At 36.4% G+C, this 15,796-nt stretch carries 20 protein-coding genes; 11 read left to right on the forward strand and 9 right to left on the reverse strand.

Features of this window, described 5'->3' with window-relative positions; translation table 11 throughout:
- Position 1 precedes the first annotated feature (1 nt).
- Positions 2 to 1,117: a DUF418 domain-containing protein gene (locus B9N79_RS07605; RefSeq protein WP_040057952.1), complete on the reverse strand. Its 1,116-nt coding sequence runs from the start codon at positions 1,115 to 1,117 to the stop codon at positions 2 to 4.
- Entirely contained in the window at positions 1,114 to 1,668 is a 555-nt protein-coding gene (locus B9N79_RS07610) for a hypothetical protein (RefSeq protein WP_040057951.1), read from the reverse strand. Before B9N79_RS07610 ends, B9N79_RS07605 begins: the two co-directional genes overlap by 4 nt.
- 86 nt (positions 1,669 to 1,754) lie before the next feature.
- Between B9N79_RS07610 and B9N79_RS07615 the strand changes: the two genes are divergently transcribed.
- The 3 genes from B9N79_RS07615 (at position 1,755) to B9N79_RS07625 (ending at position 3,190) form a co-directional block, all read left to right on the forward strand.
- Entirely contained in the window at positions 1,755 to 2,345 is a 591-nt protein-coding gene (locus tag B9N79_RS07615; RefSeq protein ID WP_040057950.1) for a TetR/AcrR family transcriptional regulator, read from the forward strand.
- A gap of 113 nt (positions 2,346 to 2,458) precedes the next feature.
- Positions 2,459 to 2,746, forward strand: coding sequence for a hypothetical protein (locus B9N79_RS07620; RefSeq protein WP_019395311.1), 288 nt, complete (start codon positions 2,459 to 2,461; stop codon positions 2,744 to 2,746).
- Positions 2,747 to 2,821: 75 nt separating this feature from the next.
- Positions 2,822 to 3,190 carry a VOC family protein gene (locus B9N79_RS07625; protein WP_019395312.1) on the forward strand — a complete coding sequence of 123 codons (369 nt, stop codon included), beginning with the start codon at positions 2,822 to 2,824 and terminating at the stop codon, positions 3,188 to 3,190.
- A 27-nt stretch (positions 3,191 to 3,217) separates the two neighbouring features.
- Here the strand turns inward: B9N79_RS07625 and B9N79_RS07630 are convergent, their stop codons facing one another.
- Together B9N79_RS07630 and B9N79_RS07635 are read right to left on the reverse strand one after the other, a co-directional pair.
- Positions 3,218 to 3,616, reverse strand: coding sequence for a hypothetical protein (locus B9N79_RS07630; protein WP_040057949.1), 399 nt, complete (start codon positions 3,614 to 3,616; stop codon positions 3,218 to 3,220).
- A 69-nt stretch (positions 3,617 to 3,685) separates the two neighbouring features.
- The gene (locus B9N79_RS07635; RefSeq protein WP_046217080.1) at positions 3,686 to 4,291 is read right to left on the reverse strand and encodes a LysE/ArgO family amino acid transporter; all 606 of its coding nucleotides are present in this window, start codon (positions 4,289 to 4,291) and stop codon (positions 3,686 to 3,688) included.
- A gap of 125 nt (positions 4,292 to 4,416) precedes the next feature.
- Between B9N79_RS07635 and B9N79_RS07640 the strand changes: the two genes are divergently transcribed.
- From B9N79_RS07640 to B9N79_RS07650, 3 genes are all read left to right on the forward strand, one after another.
- Positions 4,417 to 5,880 (forward strand): aminotransferase-like domain-containing protein, encoded by a 1,464-nt coding sequence (locus B9N79_RS07640; protein WP_046217081.1) that lies wholly within the window; start codon positions 4,417 to 4,419, stop codon positions 5,878 to 5,880.
- 70 nt (positions 5,881 to 5,950) lie between these two features.
- Positions 5,951 to 6,463, forward strand: coding sequence for a YfiT family bacillithiol transferase (locus B9N79_RS07645; RefSeq protein WP_040057946.1), 513 nt, complete (start codon positions 5,951 to 5,953; stop codon positions 6,461 to 6,463).
- A gap of 65 nt (positions 6,464 to 6,528) precedes the next feature.
- Complete coding sequence (locus tag B9N79_RS07650) at positions 6,529 to 8,328, forward strand: right-handed parallel beta-helix repeat-containing protein (protein ID WP_046217082.1); 1,800 nt, start codon at positions 6,529 to 6,531, stop codon at positions 8,326 to 8,328.
- Between the two features lie 55 nt (positions 8,329 to 8,383).
- On the opposite strand, the gene B9N79_RS07655 is transcribed toward B9N79_RS07650, so the two are convergent.
- Positions 8,384 to 9,433 (reverse strand): NAD(P)/FAD-dependent oxidoreductase, encoded by a 1,050-nt coding sequence (locus B9N79_RS07655; protein WP_040057944.1) that lies wholly within the window; start codon positions 9,431 to 9,433, stop codon positions 8,384 to 8,386.
- 199 nt (positions 9,434 to 9,632) lie between these two features.
- Here B9N79_RS07655 and B9N79_RS07660 point away from each other — a divergent pair, with 199 nt between their 5' ends.
- The 3 genes from B9N79_RS07660 to B9N79_RS07670 all read left to right on the forward strand — a co-directional run bounded on the left by B9N79_RS07660 (position 9,633) and on the right by B9N79_RS07670 (position 12,639).
- On the forward strand, positions 9,633 to 10,640 hold the full coding sequence (locus tag B9N79_RS07660; RefSeq protein WP_040057943.1) for a FecCD family ABC transporter permease: 1,008 nt from the start codon (positions 9,633 to 9,635) through the stop codon (positions 10,638 to 10,640).
- Positions 10,637 to 11,650, forward strand: a complete 1,014-nt coding sequence (locus B9N79_RS07665; RefSeq protein ID WP_040057942.1) for a FecCD family ABC transporter permease — start codon at positions 10,637 to 10,639, stop codon at positions 11,648 to 11,650. Before B9N79_RS07660 ends, B9N79_RS07665 begins: the two co-directional genes overlap by 4 nt.
- Before the next feature lie 92 nt (positions 11,651 to 11,742).
- Positions 11,743 to 12,639, forward strand: coding sequence for an NAD(P)/FAD-dependent oxidoreductase (locus B9N79_RS07670; RefSeq protein WP_040057941.1), 897 nt, complete (start codon positions 11,743 to 11,745; stop codon positions 12,637 to 12,639).
- Positions 12,640 to 12,683: 44 nt separating this feature from the next.
- Here B9N79_RS07670 and B9N79_RS07675 read toward each other — a convergent pair whose 3' ends face one another.
- Together B9N79_RS07675 and B9N79_RS07680 are read right to left on the reverse strand one after the other, a co-directional pair.
- Positions 12,684 to 13,202: a GNAT family N-acetyltransferase gene (locus B9N79_RS07675; protein WP_019395322.1), complete on the reverse strand. Its 519-nt coding sequence runs from the start codon at positions 13,200 to 13,202 to the stop codon at positions 12,684 to 12,686.
- Between the two features lie 146 nt (positions 13,203 to 13,348).
- A complete protein-coding gene (locus tag B9N79_RS07680) occupies positions 13,349 to 13,552 on the reverse strand; it encodes an alpha/beta-type small acid-soluble spore protein (protein WP_019395323.1) in 204 nt (67 codons plus the stop codon).
- A gap of 142 nt (positions 13,553 to 13,694) precedes the next feature.
- On the opposite strand from B9N79_RS07680, the gene gloA2 reads away from it, so the two are divergent.
- The gene (gene gloA2, locus B9N79_RS07685) at positions 13,695 to 14,087 is read left to right on the forward strand and encodes an SMU1112c/YaeR family gloxylase I-like metalloprotein (RefSeq protein WP_019395324.1); all 393 of its coding nucleotides are present in this window, start codon (positions 13,695 to 13,697) and stop codon (positions 14,085 to 14,087) included.
- On the opposite strand, the gene B9N79_RS07690 is transcribed toward gloA2, so the two are convergent.
- Positions 14,082 to 14,534, reverse strand: coding sequence for a 2-thiouracil desulfurase family protein (locus B9N79_RS07690; RefSeq protein ID WP_026009784.1), 453 nt, complete (start codon positions 14,532 to 14,534; stop codon positions 14,082 to 14,084). The genes gloA2 and B9N79_RS07690 overlap by 6 nt on opposite strands.
- A gap of 141 nt (positions 14,535 to 14,675) precedes the next feature.
- Positions 14,676 to 15,080 (reverse strand): hypothetical protein, encoded by a 405-nt coding sequence (locus tag B9N79_RS07695; protein WP_019395326.1) that lies wholly within the window; start codon positions 15,078 to 15,080, stop codon positions 14,676 to 14,678.
- 168 nt (positions 15,081 to 15,248) lie between these two features.
- Between B9N79_RS07695 and B9N79_RS07700 the strand changes: the two genes are divergently transcribed.
- On the forward strand, positions 15,249 to 15,794 hold the full coding sequence (locus B9N79_RS07700; RefSeq protein WP_019395327.1) for a TetR/AcrR family transcriptional regulator: 546 nt from the start codon (positions 15,249 to 15,251) through the stop codon (positions 15,792 to 15,794).
- The last annotated feature ends 2 nt before the right edge of the window (positions 15,795 to 15,796 follow it).

A 15,796-nucleotide genomic window follows, 5' to 3' on the forward strand; every position in this document is an offset into this window, starting at 1 on the left:
TCTAGTTCGTTTTTTTAGTAGGCAAGTATGAAAGCCATCTCCACCAAGATTCAAAAGGTCCTCTAGGAAAAAATCTAAGCCAGACATTAGAGAAAAGAGAAAGGAGGCATGAAATGATTATGAGAACTGAAACAGTAAGAAAGGCGTTATCTCTATCACCTAAACCAAGTCCCCAGCCATAAAATATATATGAGGAAAGTATATTTTGTAAAATGTAGCAGCTTAAAGCAGTTCGCCCAATCTCGGAAAGTCTTTTGAAGAAAAAACGGTTTTTCTTTTTTTCATATAACATGATTACAAGGCTAATATAGCCTAATGAAAGAAGGGGAGCAAATAAATAACGCACAGAAAACATAAAAAGCTCGCCTTGCACTATAAGAAGAAAGTTAAACGGAAGTGCTCCTATTCCGATCTTTAATAGCTTTTTTCTCCATCTTCTTCCACTTTCGTCAAAAGCGAAAACTCCAAGACATAAAAGCTTTCTGCCAAGCAGAAAAAGAAAAACGTTAAGAGGAATAATGAAAATAGACTCAGATCGGTAAATCCAAAAAGAATCAAAACGATACATAACTTGATCAATCCAGCTACCATCTCTATATAAATTTAGATTAACTTCATCAGAAAGGGCTGAAGAAAGTAATGTGAGGAGGAAGACAGAGACTACCATTAAAAAGTGAAGACTTCCTGTGCTAATCATTACTCTTTTGACTGTGCGATCACTTTTTGTGACAACAAATGAGACAATGATCGCTGTTATGGCATAGCTCATCAAAATGTCATATTCCATAACAAGAAGATAATGAACGTAGCCTTCTATTAAAAGTAGAAAGCAAGACCAGAGATAAAGTCCAGGCCAGCGTTCACCTCGTTTCAGCGCTCTTTTTCGTTTTAGTTCTAAACCAGCACCGAAAAGGAGTGTAAGCATTCCAAGAAACTTTCCGTTTACAAGGAAGAGCACAAATGCTTGAAGAATGCCGTTTGCTGTCTTCCAAAACTCTTCACCATTTCCAAAAAGTACGCTCGTATCTCCAAAAGAGGAAAAGAGCCAAATATTTGTGCCGAGCGTTCCAATAATGGCTAATCCACGCAGTATATCAAGTGCTTCTAATCGCTTCATTGAGATATCCTTTTCGAACGAGGTTTTTGCCGTGGCCAAATGGTGTAGCTAAAGCTAATAAAGAAATCAATGAGCAGGATGATTCCCCAATATTTTAGGAGAGAAGCAAGCCCAGCTGTTTGACTGTTATTTCCTATAAAAAAGATGAGGAAAAGGATAAGAAGAGAGCTAACGAGAAATGAAGCAGCATGCTTATAAAAACCATATCTTTCAAATGAAGCATGCTCTTTTCCATAAAGGCGTCTCTTTTCAGGCTTTTGTTTTTTTATAAATCGATAAGAAAACTGTTTATCAGCCCACTGAATCATACTATGACCATAAATAAGACTTACGCCAATGTAAACGGCTGCTAATCCATGTAGAGAAGTAGAGGTAGCGCCATTTTTTAAATCAATGTAAGTGAAAATAAGTAATAAAAGGTCAATAAGCGGTGTACAGGAAAGAACGATAATACTTAGCTTTTTTTGCCTCCATTTATATCTTAGGAAAAGACCTCCTAAGATAAATATCCAAAAGCTAATCTCACATAAGACGATGAAAAATCCAATCATATAAATGTCCCCCTTTTTTAATACAGTTGTATTAAAAACAATATAGCACATGTGTATTAAAAAAGTAAATATGTTATAATAAAGTTATGCCAAAAATCGTCGATCATCAAAAACAACGTGAAAAAATCGCAGCAGCAGCATGGGAAGTAATTCGAACAAAAGGTATGGAGCAAGCTTCGATTCGCAACATTGCGAAACAGTCTGGATTTTCTGTTGGTTCTATTCGTCATTATTTTCCTTCTCAAGCTAGTTTGCTGACATTTGCAATGAACTTAGTATCAGAGCGGGTGAATGAACGAATTCACTCTATGTCTTTTGAGGGAGAACCTTTTAAAGTAATGAAAGAGTTTCTCCTGCAGTTTCTACCAACTACAAAAGAAAAAGAAGTCGAAATGGAGGTATGGATGGCCTTTATTATTAAATCTTTGTCAGACGATTCGTTGAAAGAAGCGAGTGACGAAGTGTATAAAGGAATCAAGTTTGGAGCAGCAAGCGTTATTGATGCTCTAAAAAAACTAAAACTGTTAAAGGACCACCTTGATGAAGAATATGAAGTTGAGCGACTTTTTGCTCTTCTTGATGGACTTGCTCTTCATGCAGTCTTACAGAAAACAGAATTTTCAACGGAGAAGCTTGAGAGAATTATTGAACAGCATTTAAAGTCTCTCTGTAAATAACAAAAACCCTAGTTATGCTAGGGGTTTTTTGATGTTTAAATTAAGAAGAATTAGTATTTCTGCTTCAGTAGGGAAGGCTATTTCATAAATACATTGATTTGGAGAGATGGAAAATGAAAAAATGGCTTTTCTTACTTGTGTTTGTTTTCTCAACTTTAACTTTACAAGCATGTGCTCCTAGTAAAGGGGATCCTTCTACATCAAACCGGAAAGAAGAAAATGAACAAAAAGACGGAAAAGGGGAAGAATCAAAACAGGAAAAAGAAAACGAGAAGAAAGAGGAAAAAGAAAAGAAACAAGAGGGAAAAGATGAGAAAGAGAACAAAGAATTAAATATGGACGATTACCAAGGTGACAGTGATGATAGTGATGAGAAGAAAAAGAAAAAAGATGATGATTAATCGTGTACTTTACTCTAGGCGTTCTTCTTCTTTTTGATTACAATAAAGAGAGCTGAAAAAGAAAGAAGGGCACATATGCTATTTTCATTTTCTCGTATTGACCACGTTCAACTTACAGGGCCAAAAGGGTGTGAAGAAAAAGCAAGGAGCTTTTACAATGGAATTTTAGGTTTGAAGGAAATTCCAAAGCCGTCAAGTGTTAAAAGTAGTGGAGGATGCTGGTTTGTGATAGGAACACAGGAAATTCATATTGGCATCGAAGATCCGTTTACACCGCCAGTTAAAGCTCATCCTGCGTTTGTTATTCAAAACATAGAAGAGTTAAGAAGTCATCTCAAGGAGCAGGCAATTGAAATAAAGGAAGATCGTCCAATTGTAGGAAGAACGCGTTTTTTCGTTCGCGATCCTTTTGGTAACCGCCTTGAATTTCTAGAATATGAATAAGCGCAGGAAACCTCCTGCGCTTATATTCTAAAGCGGTAACGAAAAAGCAATATAGTCTAGAGCTAAAGCTTGTTCTTCTTCCTCATCTGAAACATGATGTTTTTTAACGGCTGCTGAAAGAACATCTCCAACTGTTTCATATTCCTCAAAGTGCTCTTCAACTGTTTTGATAAAAGAATCTTGATCAAAAGCAGAACTTAACGCATCTGGCAACTGTTTTACAGTATTGCCGACTGCTTCTAACAGTTCTTTTTTATCAACAGCGAGCTTTGTAGCTGGCTGTATTGTTCCATGACTTTCTCTGTGTTCAAGTGGTGTTTGTTTTTTCTCATTGATGATGCTTTGTTGTTCATCTGTAAATGAAAGATGTGAAATGCCTTCATTAAGCTGTTGCTCTTGTTCATTTGTTAGTTCAGTTGTAGCCATGATATCTCTCCTTCATTTTCAGGGTTACATAAAAAATACCACAATCAGAAAAAACTAAACGTCCTACGCTTAGAAAGAATGTATAATCATATAAATAACAATCCCCCAAATAATAAGTGCGGCACTTTTATTTAACAGGTAGACGGTTTTTCCAGAGGAATCAACAGTTTGTACAAAACGACCTGCAACAGCCAGAAAGAAAAACCATGCCCATGAAACTAAAATAGCAGCAAGCGTAAACCAGATTTTATTTTCTCCGCTATAAAGAAGCGAGTTAGAACCAATAACTCCAATTGTATCTAAAAGGGCATGAGGGTTAAGAAGAGAAACGGAAAGGGCAAAGCTTATCTGTTTTTTTGAAGATAAAGCTTCTGTTTTTTCGTTCTCTTGCTGCTTTGTTTGCCAAATTGTCCATCCCATATAAGTTAAAAAGATAATTCCACAGCTATAAAACACAGTTTTTAAAAAAGGGACTTGCAATAACAAAATGGAAAGGCCCAGAACAGAAGTTAAAATAAGAACTGTATCACATATTGAAGCAGTAATGACAGAAGGGAAGGCTTTTTTTAAAGAGGATTGACTTCCTCCTTGATTAAAAATAAATACATTTTGAACTCCAAGGGGCAAAATAAGCCCTAAAGCTAAAAAAACTCCATGAATAAATGCTTGAATCATCATTTTCTCACCTTTTCTTTATAGTCTTTCTATAGAATAGTAAAAGAAAAAGCTCTTGTCCCCACCCATTTAAGAGGGCATTAACCCAACCAAATGCTAAAATAAAGAAAGGAGGTGGTGTATTTTTGGATTGGAAGCCAAATCGTTATGAAGAGAAACCGCTATATAAGCAAATTACCGACTATATGAAAAGGAAAATCGAAAGAGGAGAATGGGGATATGATACAAAAATCCCTTCACAGCGGTATCTTGCCTCTTGGTTTAATGTAAATCGGAGTACGATTGTCTCAGCTCTTCAAAATTTAATAGCAGAAGGATATGTTGAAGGAGAGTATGGGGGAGGAACAAAGGTCACATATGGAAAATGGGAGAAGCAATCACCTTTGCCAAATTGGACCGCATATATTGAAAAAGGGAGTCACTATCCAAACCAGCCTTTTATTCAGAAGATTAATCAATATGAATTTGAAAAAGATCTGATTCGGTTAGGAACAGGAGAATTAAGCGCGGATTTACTTCCGAAAAAGCTTTTTCAACAGTTGATGAGTTCCGCAGATGAAACAGACTTTCATCTCGGCTACTCTGAGCCTAAAGGGGATGTGCAGCTAAGAGAAGCGATTAGCAAACGATTGCGAGAAAAAGGAATTTATACAACACCATCTTCTATTTTAATCGTCTCAGGAGCCCTTCAAGCTATCCAACTGCTGTCACTTAGCTTATTAGAAAGATCAGCCCGTATTTTAGTAGAACGTCCTTCTTATTTATATTCAGTAAATGCCCTTCAGTCTGCTGGAATCAAATTAATTGGAATAGAAAGAAGTATGAACAAACCTCTATCAATTGAAAAAGTAGAACAGTTAAAAAATCGTTTTGATCTTTCCTTGTTTTATGTGAACCCAACGTTTCATAATCCAACAGGAGCTTTAATGGGGGAAGATGAAAGAAAAGCACTTGTTGAAAACAGTATTCGCATGGGGCTTCCTATAATTGAAGATTCAGCTTATGAAGATTTATGGATTGATGAAAAGCCTCCTCTTCCGCTTAAGAGCTATGATAAAAGTGGACAAGTTCTTTATTTAGGAACGATGTCCAAGTTAGTAAGTCCAGGGCTAAGGATAGGATGGGTTGTTGGACAAGAGGGAGTTATTGAACGTTTAGCAGATACAAAAATGCAAACAGACTATGGATCAAGTACAGTTTCACAATATGTTGCTAGAAGGTGGATGTTAAGCGAAAAATATGAAGAACATGGCGCATATGTACGAAAGATGTTAAAAAAGAGAAGGGATTTTATGCAATTTCTTCTAGAATGCTATTTTTCGCATCTTGCTACATGGACTATACCAAAAGGCGGATTTTATATATGGGTTGTGTTTCACTTTCCTTTGAACTTTGATAAGTTATTTAAAAAAGGAGTCGAAAAAGGCATTTTAATTGCACCTGGACATATATACGACAGATTAGACCGTACATCACTGCGTCTTTCATATTCTTATGCTTCACTAGAAGAAATGGATAAGGGACTTAGAATACTAGCAGAACTTATTGAAAAAGAAGTGTTAATGCAAAAAAAGGAAAATAAGCTGTGATGCAGCGAGAACATAAAAATAAATTTTATCGATGAAGACGTTTACGTATAAGCATTGGGAGGGAAAGGAAATGGAAAGACGTTATCCAATTGGAACATTTGTTAAGCCAAGTACGTTTACTCAAGAAGATAAGAAATCTTACATAGATGAAATAAAAAACTTGCCAGAGCGACTAACAAAAGCTGTTGAATCTCTTGAAGAAAGAGCACTTGATAAAGCGTATCGTGATGGTGGTTGGACGATTCGCCAAGTTGTGCATCATGTGGCAGACAGTCACATGAACAGTTTTATTCGTTTTAAGCTAGCGTTAACAGAAGAAAATCCAACAATTCGTCCGTATGATGAAGGAAAGTGGGCGGAACTTCCAGATTATAAAGCAGACGTGCATGAATCTTTGCTTCTTCTACAAGCACTTCATAGACGCTGGGTAACCCTTCTAGAAAGGATGACTGAAGAAGATTACGGGCGAACGTTTAGACATCCTGAAACAGAAGAAACGCTAACATTATACGAAGCTCTTGCTCTATATGCATGGCATGGAAATCACCACCTTGCACACGTGAATATAGTTGGAGAGAAATAAGAGTGTAAAAGAAAATCGAAAAAGTAGAATGTAATAAAAAATTGATGAGTTGTGAGGTGGCTTTCATGATTAACGAAAACGTTCTTTTGGTGTCCAAGACATCTTCTGATTCTTTTAGGTCTGTTAGTGAGGCGATTGCCAATGCAGACAATGGAACCAAAATTATCATTGAACCTGGTATATATTATGAAAATGTCCCTCTTAAGATTGACAAAGAAATTTCTCTTGTTGGACATGGACATCCTTCTGAAGTAATTGTATGTAATATTTTAACGCCAGTTGCGTCTGTCTATGCGAAAGAAGCAAAAATCCAAAATATAACCTTTTACCGCGGTACAGAAAAGAAACAAAGCGATTTTGGAGTGGTGGTCTTAGCTGGAGAGAGTATTTTTGAAAATTGTCATTTCATATCTGAAACGGCTTACGGTATAAAAGTTGCTGGAATAGAAGCAAACCCATTTTTTAAAAACTGTCAGCTTTATTTCTGTAATGGAGTTGGAGCACATCTGACAAGCAATGCAAAGAGTCGATTTGAGAATTGTTCTATTTATCACAATAAGGGTTCAAATGTTGTTGCAGATAATGGGGCACATCCTTCCTTTGAAAACTGCCGTATTTGGGGAAGCAAGCAAACAGGTGTGTATGCGAGTGGAGAAAGCATTGTATCTATTCGCTCCTCTAAGATTTTTCAGAATGAGAATACAAATCTTGTTGTAACAGATGAAGCTAGAGGGGACATTTATTCATCGAAAATTTTTGAAGGAAAAACCCGGGGAATTGTCGTAGAAAACAACGGTCATGTTTGGATTGAGCACAGTGATATTTACGAACATCTTCATTCTAATATTGCGGTTCTCTCAGATAGTACATTTCGTGCCACTCGCTGCCGTATTCATCATAGCGTATACGAAGGAATTTTTATTACACAGCGAGGTGAAGCGTTTTTAAAAGAATCCTCTGTTTATAGCAATAAAGGTCATAATGTTTCGGTTTCGGAGAAGGGCCATATAAGTATGAGTGATTCGCAAATTTATGATAGTAAACAAAACGGCCTTCTCCTTGAAAAAAACGGAGAAGGCACGCTTGAGAGATGTGATATTCATCATAATCACTATGCAAATATTAAAATAAGAGAAAAAGGAAGCATAACGGCAAGTGAATGCTCTGTTTACAATAGCGAACAAAATGGCCTTTGGATTAAGGAAGAAAGCTCGGCTTTTTTCTATCGTTGCCGCTTATTTAAAAACGGTTATTCAAATATTCATTCAAGGTTGAACAGCCATGTTACGCTTTCCCATTCTGAAAGCTATGAAAGTCGGGAAAATGGCATATGGGCAACAAGATCAGCAAATGTACATTTAAAAAAATGCCATATTTATAAAAATGAAGCTGCAAATGTTCAAGTTGAAAAAAAGTCTGTAGTTACAATAGAAGATTGTCATATTTACGATGGAGAGCAAGAAGGAGTTCTCGTTAACGAATGGTCGAAAGTACTTGTTTCACACTCGAAAATTTGTGCTCATGAATGGGATGGCGTTGTTGTAAGGGAAGGAAGCTACCTTTCAATGGAGCATAGTGCTATCTATGACGGTGCACAGCATGGGTTGTTCGTTGAAAGGGAAGGAACATGTGAAGTCATTCATTGTGAGATTTATAATCACCAAGGTTCAAATACAGGTGTTGCAACAAAGGGATTTTTATCTCTTAAAAAATCTTTTCTTCACAATGCGAACAAATTTGGTGTTTTTGCTGTTGATGAAGGGGAAGCAACAGTAAGTCAATGTGAAATTCATCATCATAAAGAAGGCGACTTTCGTGCAACTGAAGAAAGTCAAATTTATCGAAACGAAAAAAAACAAGAATAAGAAAAAAGGTGAAAAAGCAAGAAAAGCTCTTTTTCACCTTTTTTAAATGAAAAATCTATTTTACAAGTCGTTTTACAAGTTCTTTGTTTCGTTTTTTAAATATTTCATTATGAGAAGATACCATGGCACTTTTATGAGCGGTTGGTTCAATAAACAATTTTGCTTTGTTAACAGCATTTGCTGCATCTTGGAATGCCCCAGCAATTAAATGTAGTTTCCCATCATGGTGGAGAATATCCCCAGCAGCATAGAGTCCTTCAATAGAAGATTCGCTGTTTGAACTTCCTGAAATAAAATAGTCTTTTGCAATATCAACATTAAGATCACTATTTTTGAGAAGAGCTTGATCTCGTTCATAGCCATGATTAATGATGACTTCGTCAATTGAAACAATAGTTGTTTCACCTGTTTTATGGTCGGTTAACTCAACGTGTTCAACTGTATCTTGTGTATCTGAAGCAATAAGTTTTGTAATAGATGTATTGAAAAAGCAGTGAGCAGAGCTGTTTAATAGTTGTTTGACTTGTGCTTCATGTCCTGTTAATGTCTCTTTTCGGTATGTAACATATACTTTTTTAGCAATTGGCTCAAGCTCATTTGCCCAGTCTACAGCTGAATTTCCGCCTCCAGAAATAATAACGGTTTTATCTTTGAAACGCTGTAGAGATTTCACAGTATAGTTTAAGTTTGAAACTTCAAAACGCTCTGCGCCTTGAATGTCTAATTTCTGAGGATTTAAAATGCCGCCTCCAACAGCAACGATTACTGTTTTTGAAATATGCTCGTTACCTGAAGCTGCTTTTAGTACAAAAAATCCTTCGTTATTCTTGGAAATAGAAATAATTTTTTCAGACAGCACAACAGTAGGATCAAATGTTAATCCTTGTTCAATAAGTTGTTCAATTAATTTCGCTCCAGGAACAGGAGTAAGTCCACCAATGTCCCAAATCATTTTTTCTGGATAGACATGCACTTTTCCACCTAACACTGGCTGGTATTCAATAATTTTTGTTTTCATTTCGCGAAGTCCGCTATAAAAAGCTGAGTAAAGCCCAGCTGGTCCGCCTCCAATAATTGTTACGTCAAAGAGTTCTTTTTCACCCATATGTTGTGCACTCCTTTTAAAAATCAATAGTATTGATTATCATTATCAATTAAATAGTACACCTTTTTTGCTTTTTTTACAATCCTAAATCATATTGACAAGGAAAAAGAACAAGTATAACATTGATAAAGGTTATCAATTAAAAGAGCTTTTTCTAGTTGTTGTCATACATAAAATAAAAAAGATATGAGAGGATATCATGAATAAGAAAAGGGGACGTATTGCTTTTACATATAAAATGATTGCCTGTATTATCATTTTAATTGGCATATTTATAGCAGGCTGTGTATTTGGAGCAGCAGAAACGACCATTAAAGACGTTTGGCTTACTTTTACTTCAGATGTAAAAAATGAGCAAATTACAATGCTTCGTGAAATTAGGTTGCCGCGTGAAGTAGCAGCTGTTCTTGTTGGAAGTGCCCTTGCTGTTGCAGGAGCGATTATGCAAGGGTTAACGAGAAATCCGCTCGCAGATCCTGGGCTTTTAGGATTAACAGCAGGAGCGAACGCGGCCCTTGCGATAGCCGTTGCTTTTATTCCGGGCGCAAGTTATATGGGAACAATGGTTGCTTGCTTTATTGGAGCTGCTGTCGGGTCTATTATTGTATTTGGAATTGGCTCTGTTAAAGGAGGTCGTTTCTCACCTCTTCGTATTGTTTTAGCAGGTGCTGCAGTTTCTGCTTTCCTGTATGCTGTTGCAGAAGGAGTAAGCCTTTATTTTAAAACGTCAAAAGATGTCTCAATGTGGACTTCAGGAGGAATGATTGGAACAACGTGGACACAGATAAAATTCATGGCTCCCGTTGTGGTTATCGGTATTCTTCTTGCTCTTCTTCTATCTAAACAGCTTACAATTTTAAGTCTTAGTGAAGAGGTAGCTGTTGGATTAGGGCAAAAGATTGGGCTTATTAAAGCGCTCCTTTTTATCGTCATTATTTTATTAGCAGGTGCAGCTGTATCACTAGTAGGGAACATGGTGTTCATTGGCCTTATGGTTCCTCACATCGTTCGAACGATTGTTGGGACAGATTACAGGTTTATTTTGCCAATATCAGCTGTTGTGGGGGCTGCTTTCCTTGTCCTTGCCGATTTGATTGGGCGGACGATTAGTGCTCCTTATGAAACGCCTGTAACTGCTGTTGTAACTGTGATAGGATTACCCTTCTTTCTATTTATTGTTCGTAAAGGAGGAGGGAAGTACTTATGATTTCACCATCTTTGCAAAAAAAGCAGCGCCTTTTATTTAGCTTGTTTGTGCTTGTTCTTTTGATTACTATTTTTATTTGTCTTGGTATAGGTTCTTCTGCTCTTTCGTACAATCGTCTTCTTCCTGTATTTTTAGGAGATGGTACATTTAAAGAAGAATTTATCTTATTTTCCATTCGACTTCCACGCATTTGCATAACTATTTTAGCGGGAATGGCTCTTGCGTTATCAGGCTCTATTTTACAAACGATTACAAGGAATGATTTAGCAGAACCTGGTATTATCGGTATTAATTCAGGTGCAGGTGTAGCTGTAGCTCTTTTCTTTTTATTTTTACCAATTGAAGCTGGCTCATTTATTTATATGCTTCCACTAGCTGCTTTCATCGGAGCGCTTGTAACCGTATTGCTTATTTACTTTTTCTCTTATGATCGTTCGTCTGGCTTACAGCCTGTTCGACTTGTACTCGTTGGAGTTGGTTTTTCATTTGCTCTTTCGGGGCTGATGATTGTGCTTATTTCGTCTGCAGGACGGGAAAAAGTAGACTTTATTGCTAAATGGATTAACGGTAACATTTGGGGAACAGATTGGCCTTTTGTTTTGGCGCTGCTTCCATGGGTTGTTATTCTTATTCCATTTACAATGTACAAAGCAAACAAACTTGATGTTTTAACATTAAGTGAATCAGTTGCAATAGGAGTAGGGCTGAGAATTGAAAAAGAGAGAGTTATTCTACTGTTATCTTCTGTAGCACTAGCTGCATCAGCTGTTTCTGTTACAGGGGGAATTTCATTTATTGGTCTTATGGCTCCACATATTGCCAAAACGCTCGTTGGACCAAGAAGTAGAATGTTTATTCCACTTGCAATTGTCTTAGGAGGATGGTTACTTTTTGTAGCCGATACAATTGGTCGAAATATTATCGAACCAAATGGTCTTCCAGCAGGAATTGTCTCTGCACTGATTGGTGCTCCATACTTTGTTTATTTACTTTTAAAACAAAAAAAATAAGTAAAAAAGGCTTCTGTATATAGCAGAAGTCTTTTTTATGTATAATTTCTTCCCTATTAATGAACGTTAATAAACAATAGAGGAGGGATAATATGAGGGTATATGATTGTATCATTATAGGTGGGGGAATTGCCGGTCTTCAAGCTGCCATTCAGCTTGGAAGATATCGCTATAAAATTCTTGTTCTTGATACAAGTGAAGGTCGTTCCATATTATGCAAAGGATATCATAATTTATTAGGGTGGCCCCAAGGGGTAAGCGGTGAAACATTAAGGAAGTTAGGTCGAAAGCAAGCCTTATCATACGGAGTTGCTTTTGAAGGGGAAAAAGCTGTTTCTGTTATAAAAAACCAAATCTTTGAAGTACAAACAGAGCAAAACACTTTTGTTGGAAAAACACTCCTATTAGCGACAGGTCTTCGCGATCATTTTCCTCCTATTTCTTCTTTAAAAGCTTGCCTAGGAAAAAGTATATATGTTTGTCCAGATTGTGATGGGTACGAAATTATTGGGAAAAAAACAGCCGTATTAGGGGCTGGAAAAGCTGGAGCTTCCCTCTCATTAGAACTTGCATACTTTGATCAACCCATTACATATATTAATCATGGTGAAGAACTCGATCTAGAAATGCAAAAAACTCTCCACGAACATAACATTTCTATTCTTTCTGGTAGTGTAGCATCTATTAAAGAAGAAAATGGGATAATCAAATCAGCTCTTTTAAAGTCAGGAGAGAAAATAGAAATGGAACGCGCTTTTTTAGCTTTTGGTGGAAATAAAATTCATAATGAGCTCGCCCTTATGCTGGGAGTTGAACATGAAAAAAAGGGACATGTTATTGTTAATCCACGCACGAAAGAAACCAATATAGAAAACGTGTGGGCAATTGGGGATTTAGTTGCTCATTCTCAGCAGGTAGCTATTGCTTTAGGAGACGGAGTGCAGGCGGCTATTTGGATTCATAAACGATTAAAAAAACAGAACATCTAATCAAAAACCGTACTCTTCAAAAGGCGAAAAGTACGGTTTTGTTATTAGAATGATTTTACGTTTCTTTTTTGTCTGATAAGCTCCCAGTATGTTCGTTCCCCGCTATTACTAGTGTTACAAAACCCGCATTTTTCAAGCACTCTTGCTGATGCTTTATTTTCTATCACACACTCAGCAACTATTTTATGTATATGTTCATGTGAAAAGAGCCATGAAATAAATGCTTTTACAACTTCACTTCCATATCCGTATCCTCGGTAGTCTGTCACAACTCCGTATCCAATCTCAACATGACCCTTTTGGCCAGGATACTCGTAACAGCTTATTTGGCCAACAAGCAGCCTTTGTTTCTTGTGTACAATGAATCTATTCCACTGTTGTTTAAAAGGGTGATTAAGCACATCTAGAGCAATGATAGGAAGGAGAAGAGAGTAGTTTGCATTTGGCCACTGAGGAGAGATAGCGTAAGGGAAAAGTCTTTCTAAATGTGAGCGACCTTTCAAAACTGCTTGGGCATACGAACTTTTAAATGAGACGAGCTGCAAGCGCTCTGTTTCAATCATAATATTTCCTCCAGCTTGTTCATTCGCGAAATAACGAGAACCAACAGAACAAAAAACATTAAGACCTTTTCTAAATATAAGGGAGAAGGTAAAGGAAAACAATTTTAGATGTTCTAAGAAGAAAAAGAGGGATAAAAAACGTCCCTCTAATGGTAAGTTGATCCGCCTAATTTTTGTTCAGCCATTTGAACTAAACGTTTTGTAATTTCTCCACCAACTGAACCGTTAGCGCGAGAAGTAGTGTCAGCACCTAGTGTTACACCAAATTCAGAAGCAATTTCATGCTTCATTTGTTCAATAGCAAGTCTTGCTTCATCACGAAGTAAATCATTTGAACGATTGTTAGCCATAAAGGTCACCTCCTTTTTTATATAATTTCACCATTTTTTAGAAATATGTATAAAAGAAGATTTTTTTTTAGATTATGATAAATCTCAATGTAGGATAGGAGATTTACCGTTATAATAAAAGAAAAAAAGAGAGGGGAAACATATGAATATTAAAGGAATTCATCACGCTGCCATTATTTGCTCAGACTATGAAAAATCTAAAGATTTTTATATGAATGTGTTAGGATGTAAAATGCTTCATGAAAGCTACCGTGAGGAGAGAGGTTCTTTTAAATTAGACTTAGAAATAGGAGGAAAGGATAGAATTGAACTGTTCTCTTTTCAGAATGCACCAGAGCGTCCAAACTATCCTGAGGCAAGAGGGTTACGTCATCTTGCTTTTGAAGTAGAAAATTTACAAACATGTATAAAACATTTAAACAAATATGGCGTTCAAACGGAACCTGTAAGAATAGATAAAATTACAAATAAGCGATTTACTTTTTTCAAAGATCCAGATGGATTACCGCTTGAGCTTTATGAAGAAGTTTTATAGATAGTAAAGATCTTCTTCACTTAGCACGGTAATGCCTGCTTTTCTCAATAGAGCGCTTGTTACACCTTCTCCTTGTATTCTCTCGCCGGTGAACGTTCCGTTGTATATAGATTTGCTTCCACATGATGGACTAAACTGTTTTAAGACAACATGAGTTACCTGGAGCTTTAAGGCCATTTCTAGTGTTTTATAAGCACCTTTTACATAGAGATCTGTCACATCTCTTCCTGACTTTTCAATAACTTTTGCGTCTCCAGACAAAACATCTTTACCAGTTCCACCAACAATTTCTGCAGATTGTCGGGGTGTAGAAAATCCACCTAGGAGTTCAGGACAGACAGTAACCGCTTTTTTTTCTTCTACTAAAAAACGTATTTTCTCTTTCAAACGATGAGTGCCGTCATACCGGCACTCTATACCTGCTAAACATGAACTAACTAAAATCAAGAACAACACCTGCACTTTCTCCTCTGGTAGTCAAAGTATAAAATGAGATGGAAAAAACAAGAGGATTTCCAAAAAAAGTTGGAAGGTATAGTGAAAATAAGAAAGGCTAAAAGAGGACGTATAGGTAACAGTTAAAATCCATTATACAGAAGCTTCAGCATAGATTTCGTGTGATAAGGTCATATAAAGATCTTCAAGTTCTTTATGATATTGACGAGTATGATGCATTGTATCCTCAACTGCAAATGAATCCAAAAACTCATGATCAAACATTTCAAATTTTTGAATAAACGCTTCAAGCAACCTTTTGTTCTTTTCAGAAAGAAAGTAATAATATGTATCTTCTATTGTTTCCTTAAGTCGATATGCTCTACTTAATAGTTCAAGAGCAACTTGTCTGCTTGAAATAGATACAGCGGATGGATAGAGATGATTATACGAAATTTTCAAGTAGTATAAAGCATCTGCAGAGAGAGACATAAGCTTAGCGAGCTTGTTACGCAACGCCTTCACTTTACAATCTTTCACTTCGCCATTTTCTGTCAACTAAGATTCCTCCTTATAAATATTTCTTCCCTTATTTCATTCGACACGGCGTCTAAAAACCCTTTTAATATTCAGAAGATTGTGCAGTGTTTAGTTAGGGAAAAAGTGGAAAAATAGATGGTACTAAAAAAACTTTTATGGTACCATTAGTTTTAGGAGGTGGAAAATATGGAAAATAGAATAATGGAGGAAGCAACAAAACTTTTAAAATTAAAAGGAGTAAAATTTACAATGAATGAGCTTGCTACTGAACTATCTGTAAGCAAGCGAACGTTATATGAACATTTTCCTTCTAAAAACCATCTTATCAATAAGATTGTGGACTGTTTTTTAGCGGAAATAAAAGTAAAGGAGGAGAAAATAGCGTTAGATACAACACTTCCTCTTATAGAAAAAATCAGACTGTTACTTGTTTGCGTTCCAGCAGAAGGGGAAGCAATGGATGCAAGACTCCTTCTTGAACTAAAAAAGTATCACTATGATCAATGGGAAAAAGTTCAGCTATTTTTAAAAGAAGAGTGGAACATCATAACACATTTATTAGAACAAGCAAAAGATGAAGGAATTCTTAAGAACATATCGATTCCGCTTTTTATTGAAATGTACATTGGAGCTTTTAATAATGCTTATACTTCCTTGCACGAACACAACCTTACGCTGGGGGAGCTTCTTCAACAGATTGTGGAGGTTTTAATGAACGGAATTAAAGCTTAGGA

The organism is Priestia filamentosa (assembly GCF_900177535.1).
Classification (GTDB): domain Bacteria; phylum Bacillota; class Bacilli; order Bacillales; family Bacillaceae_H; genus Bacillus_I; species Bacillus_I filamentosa.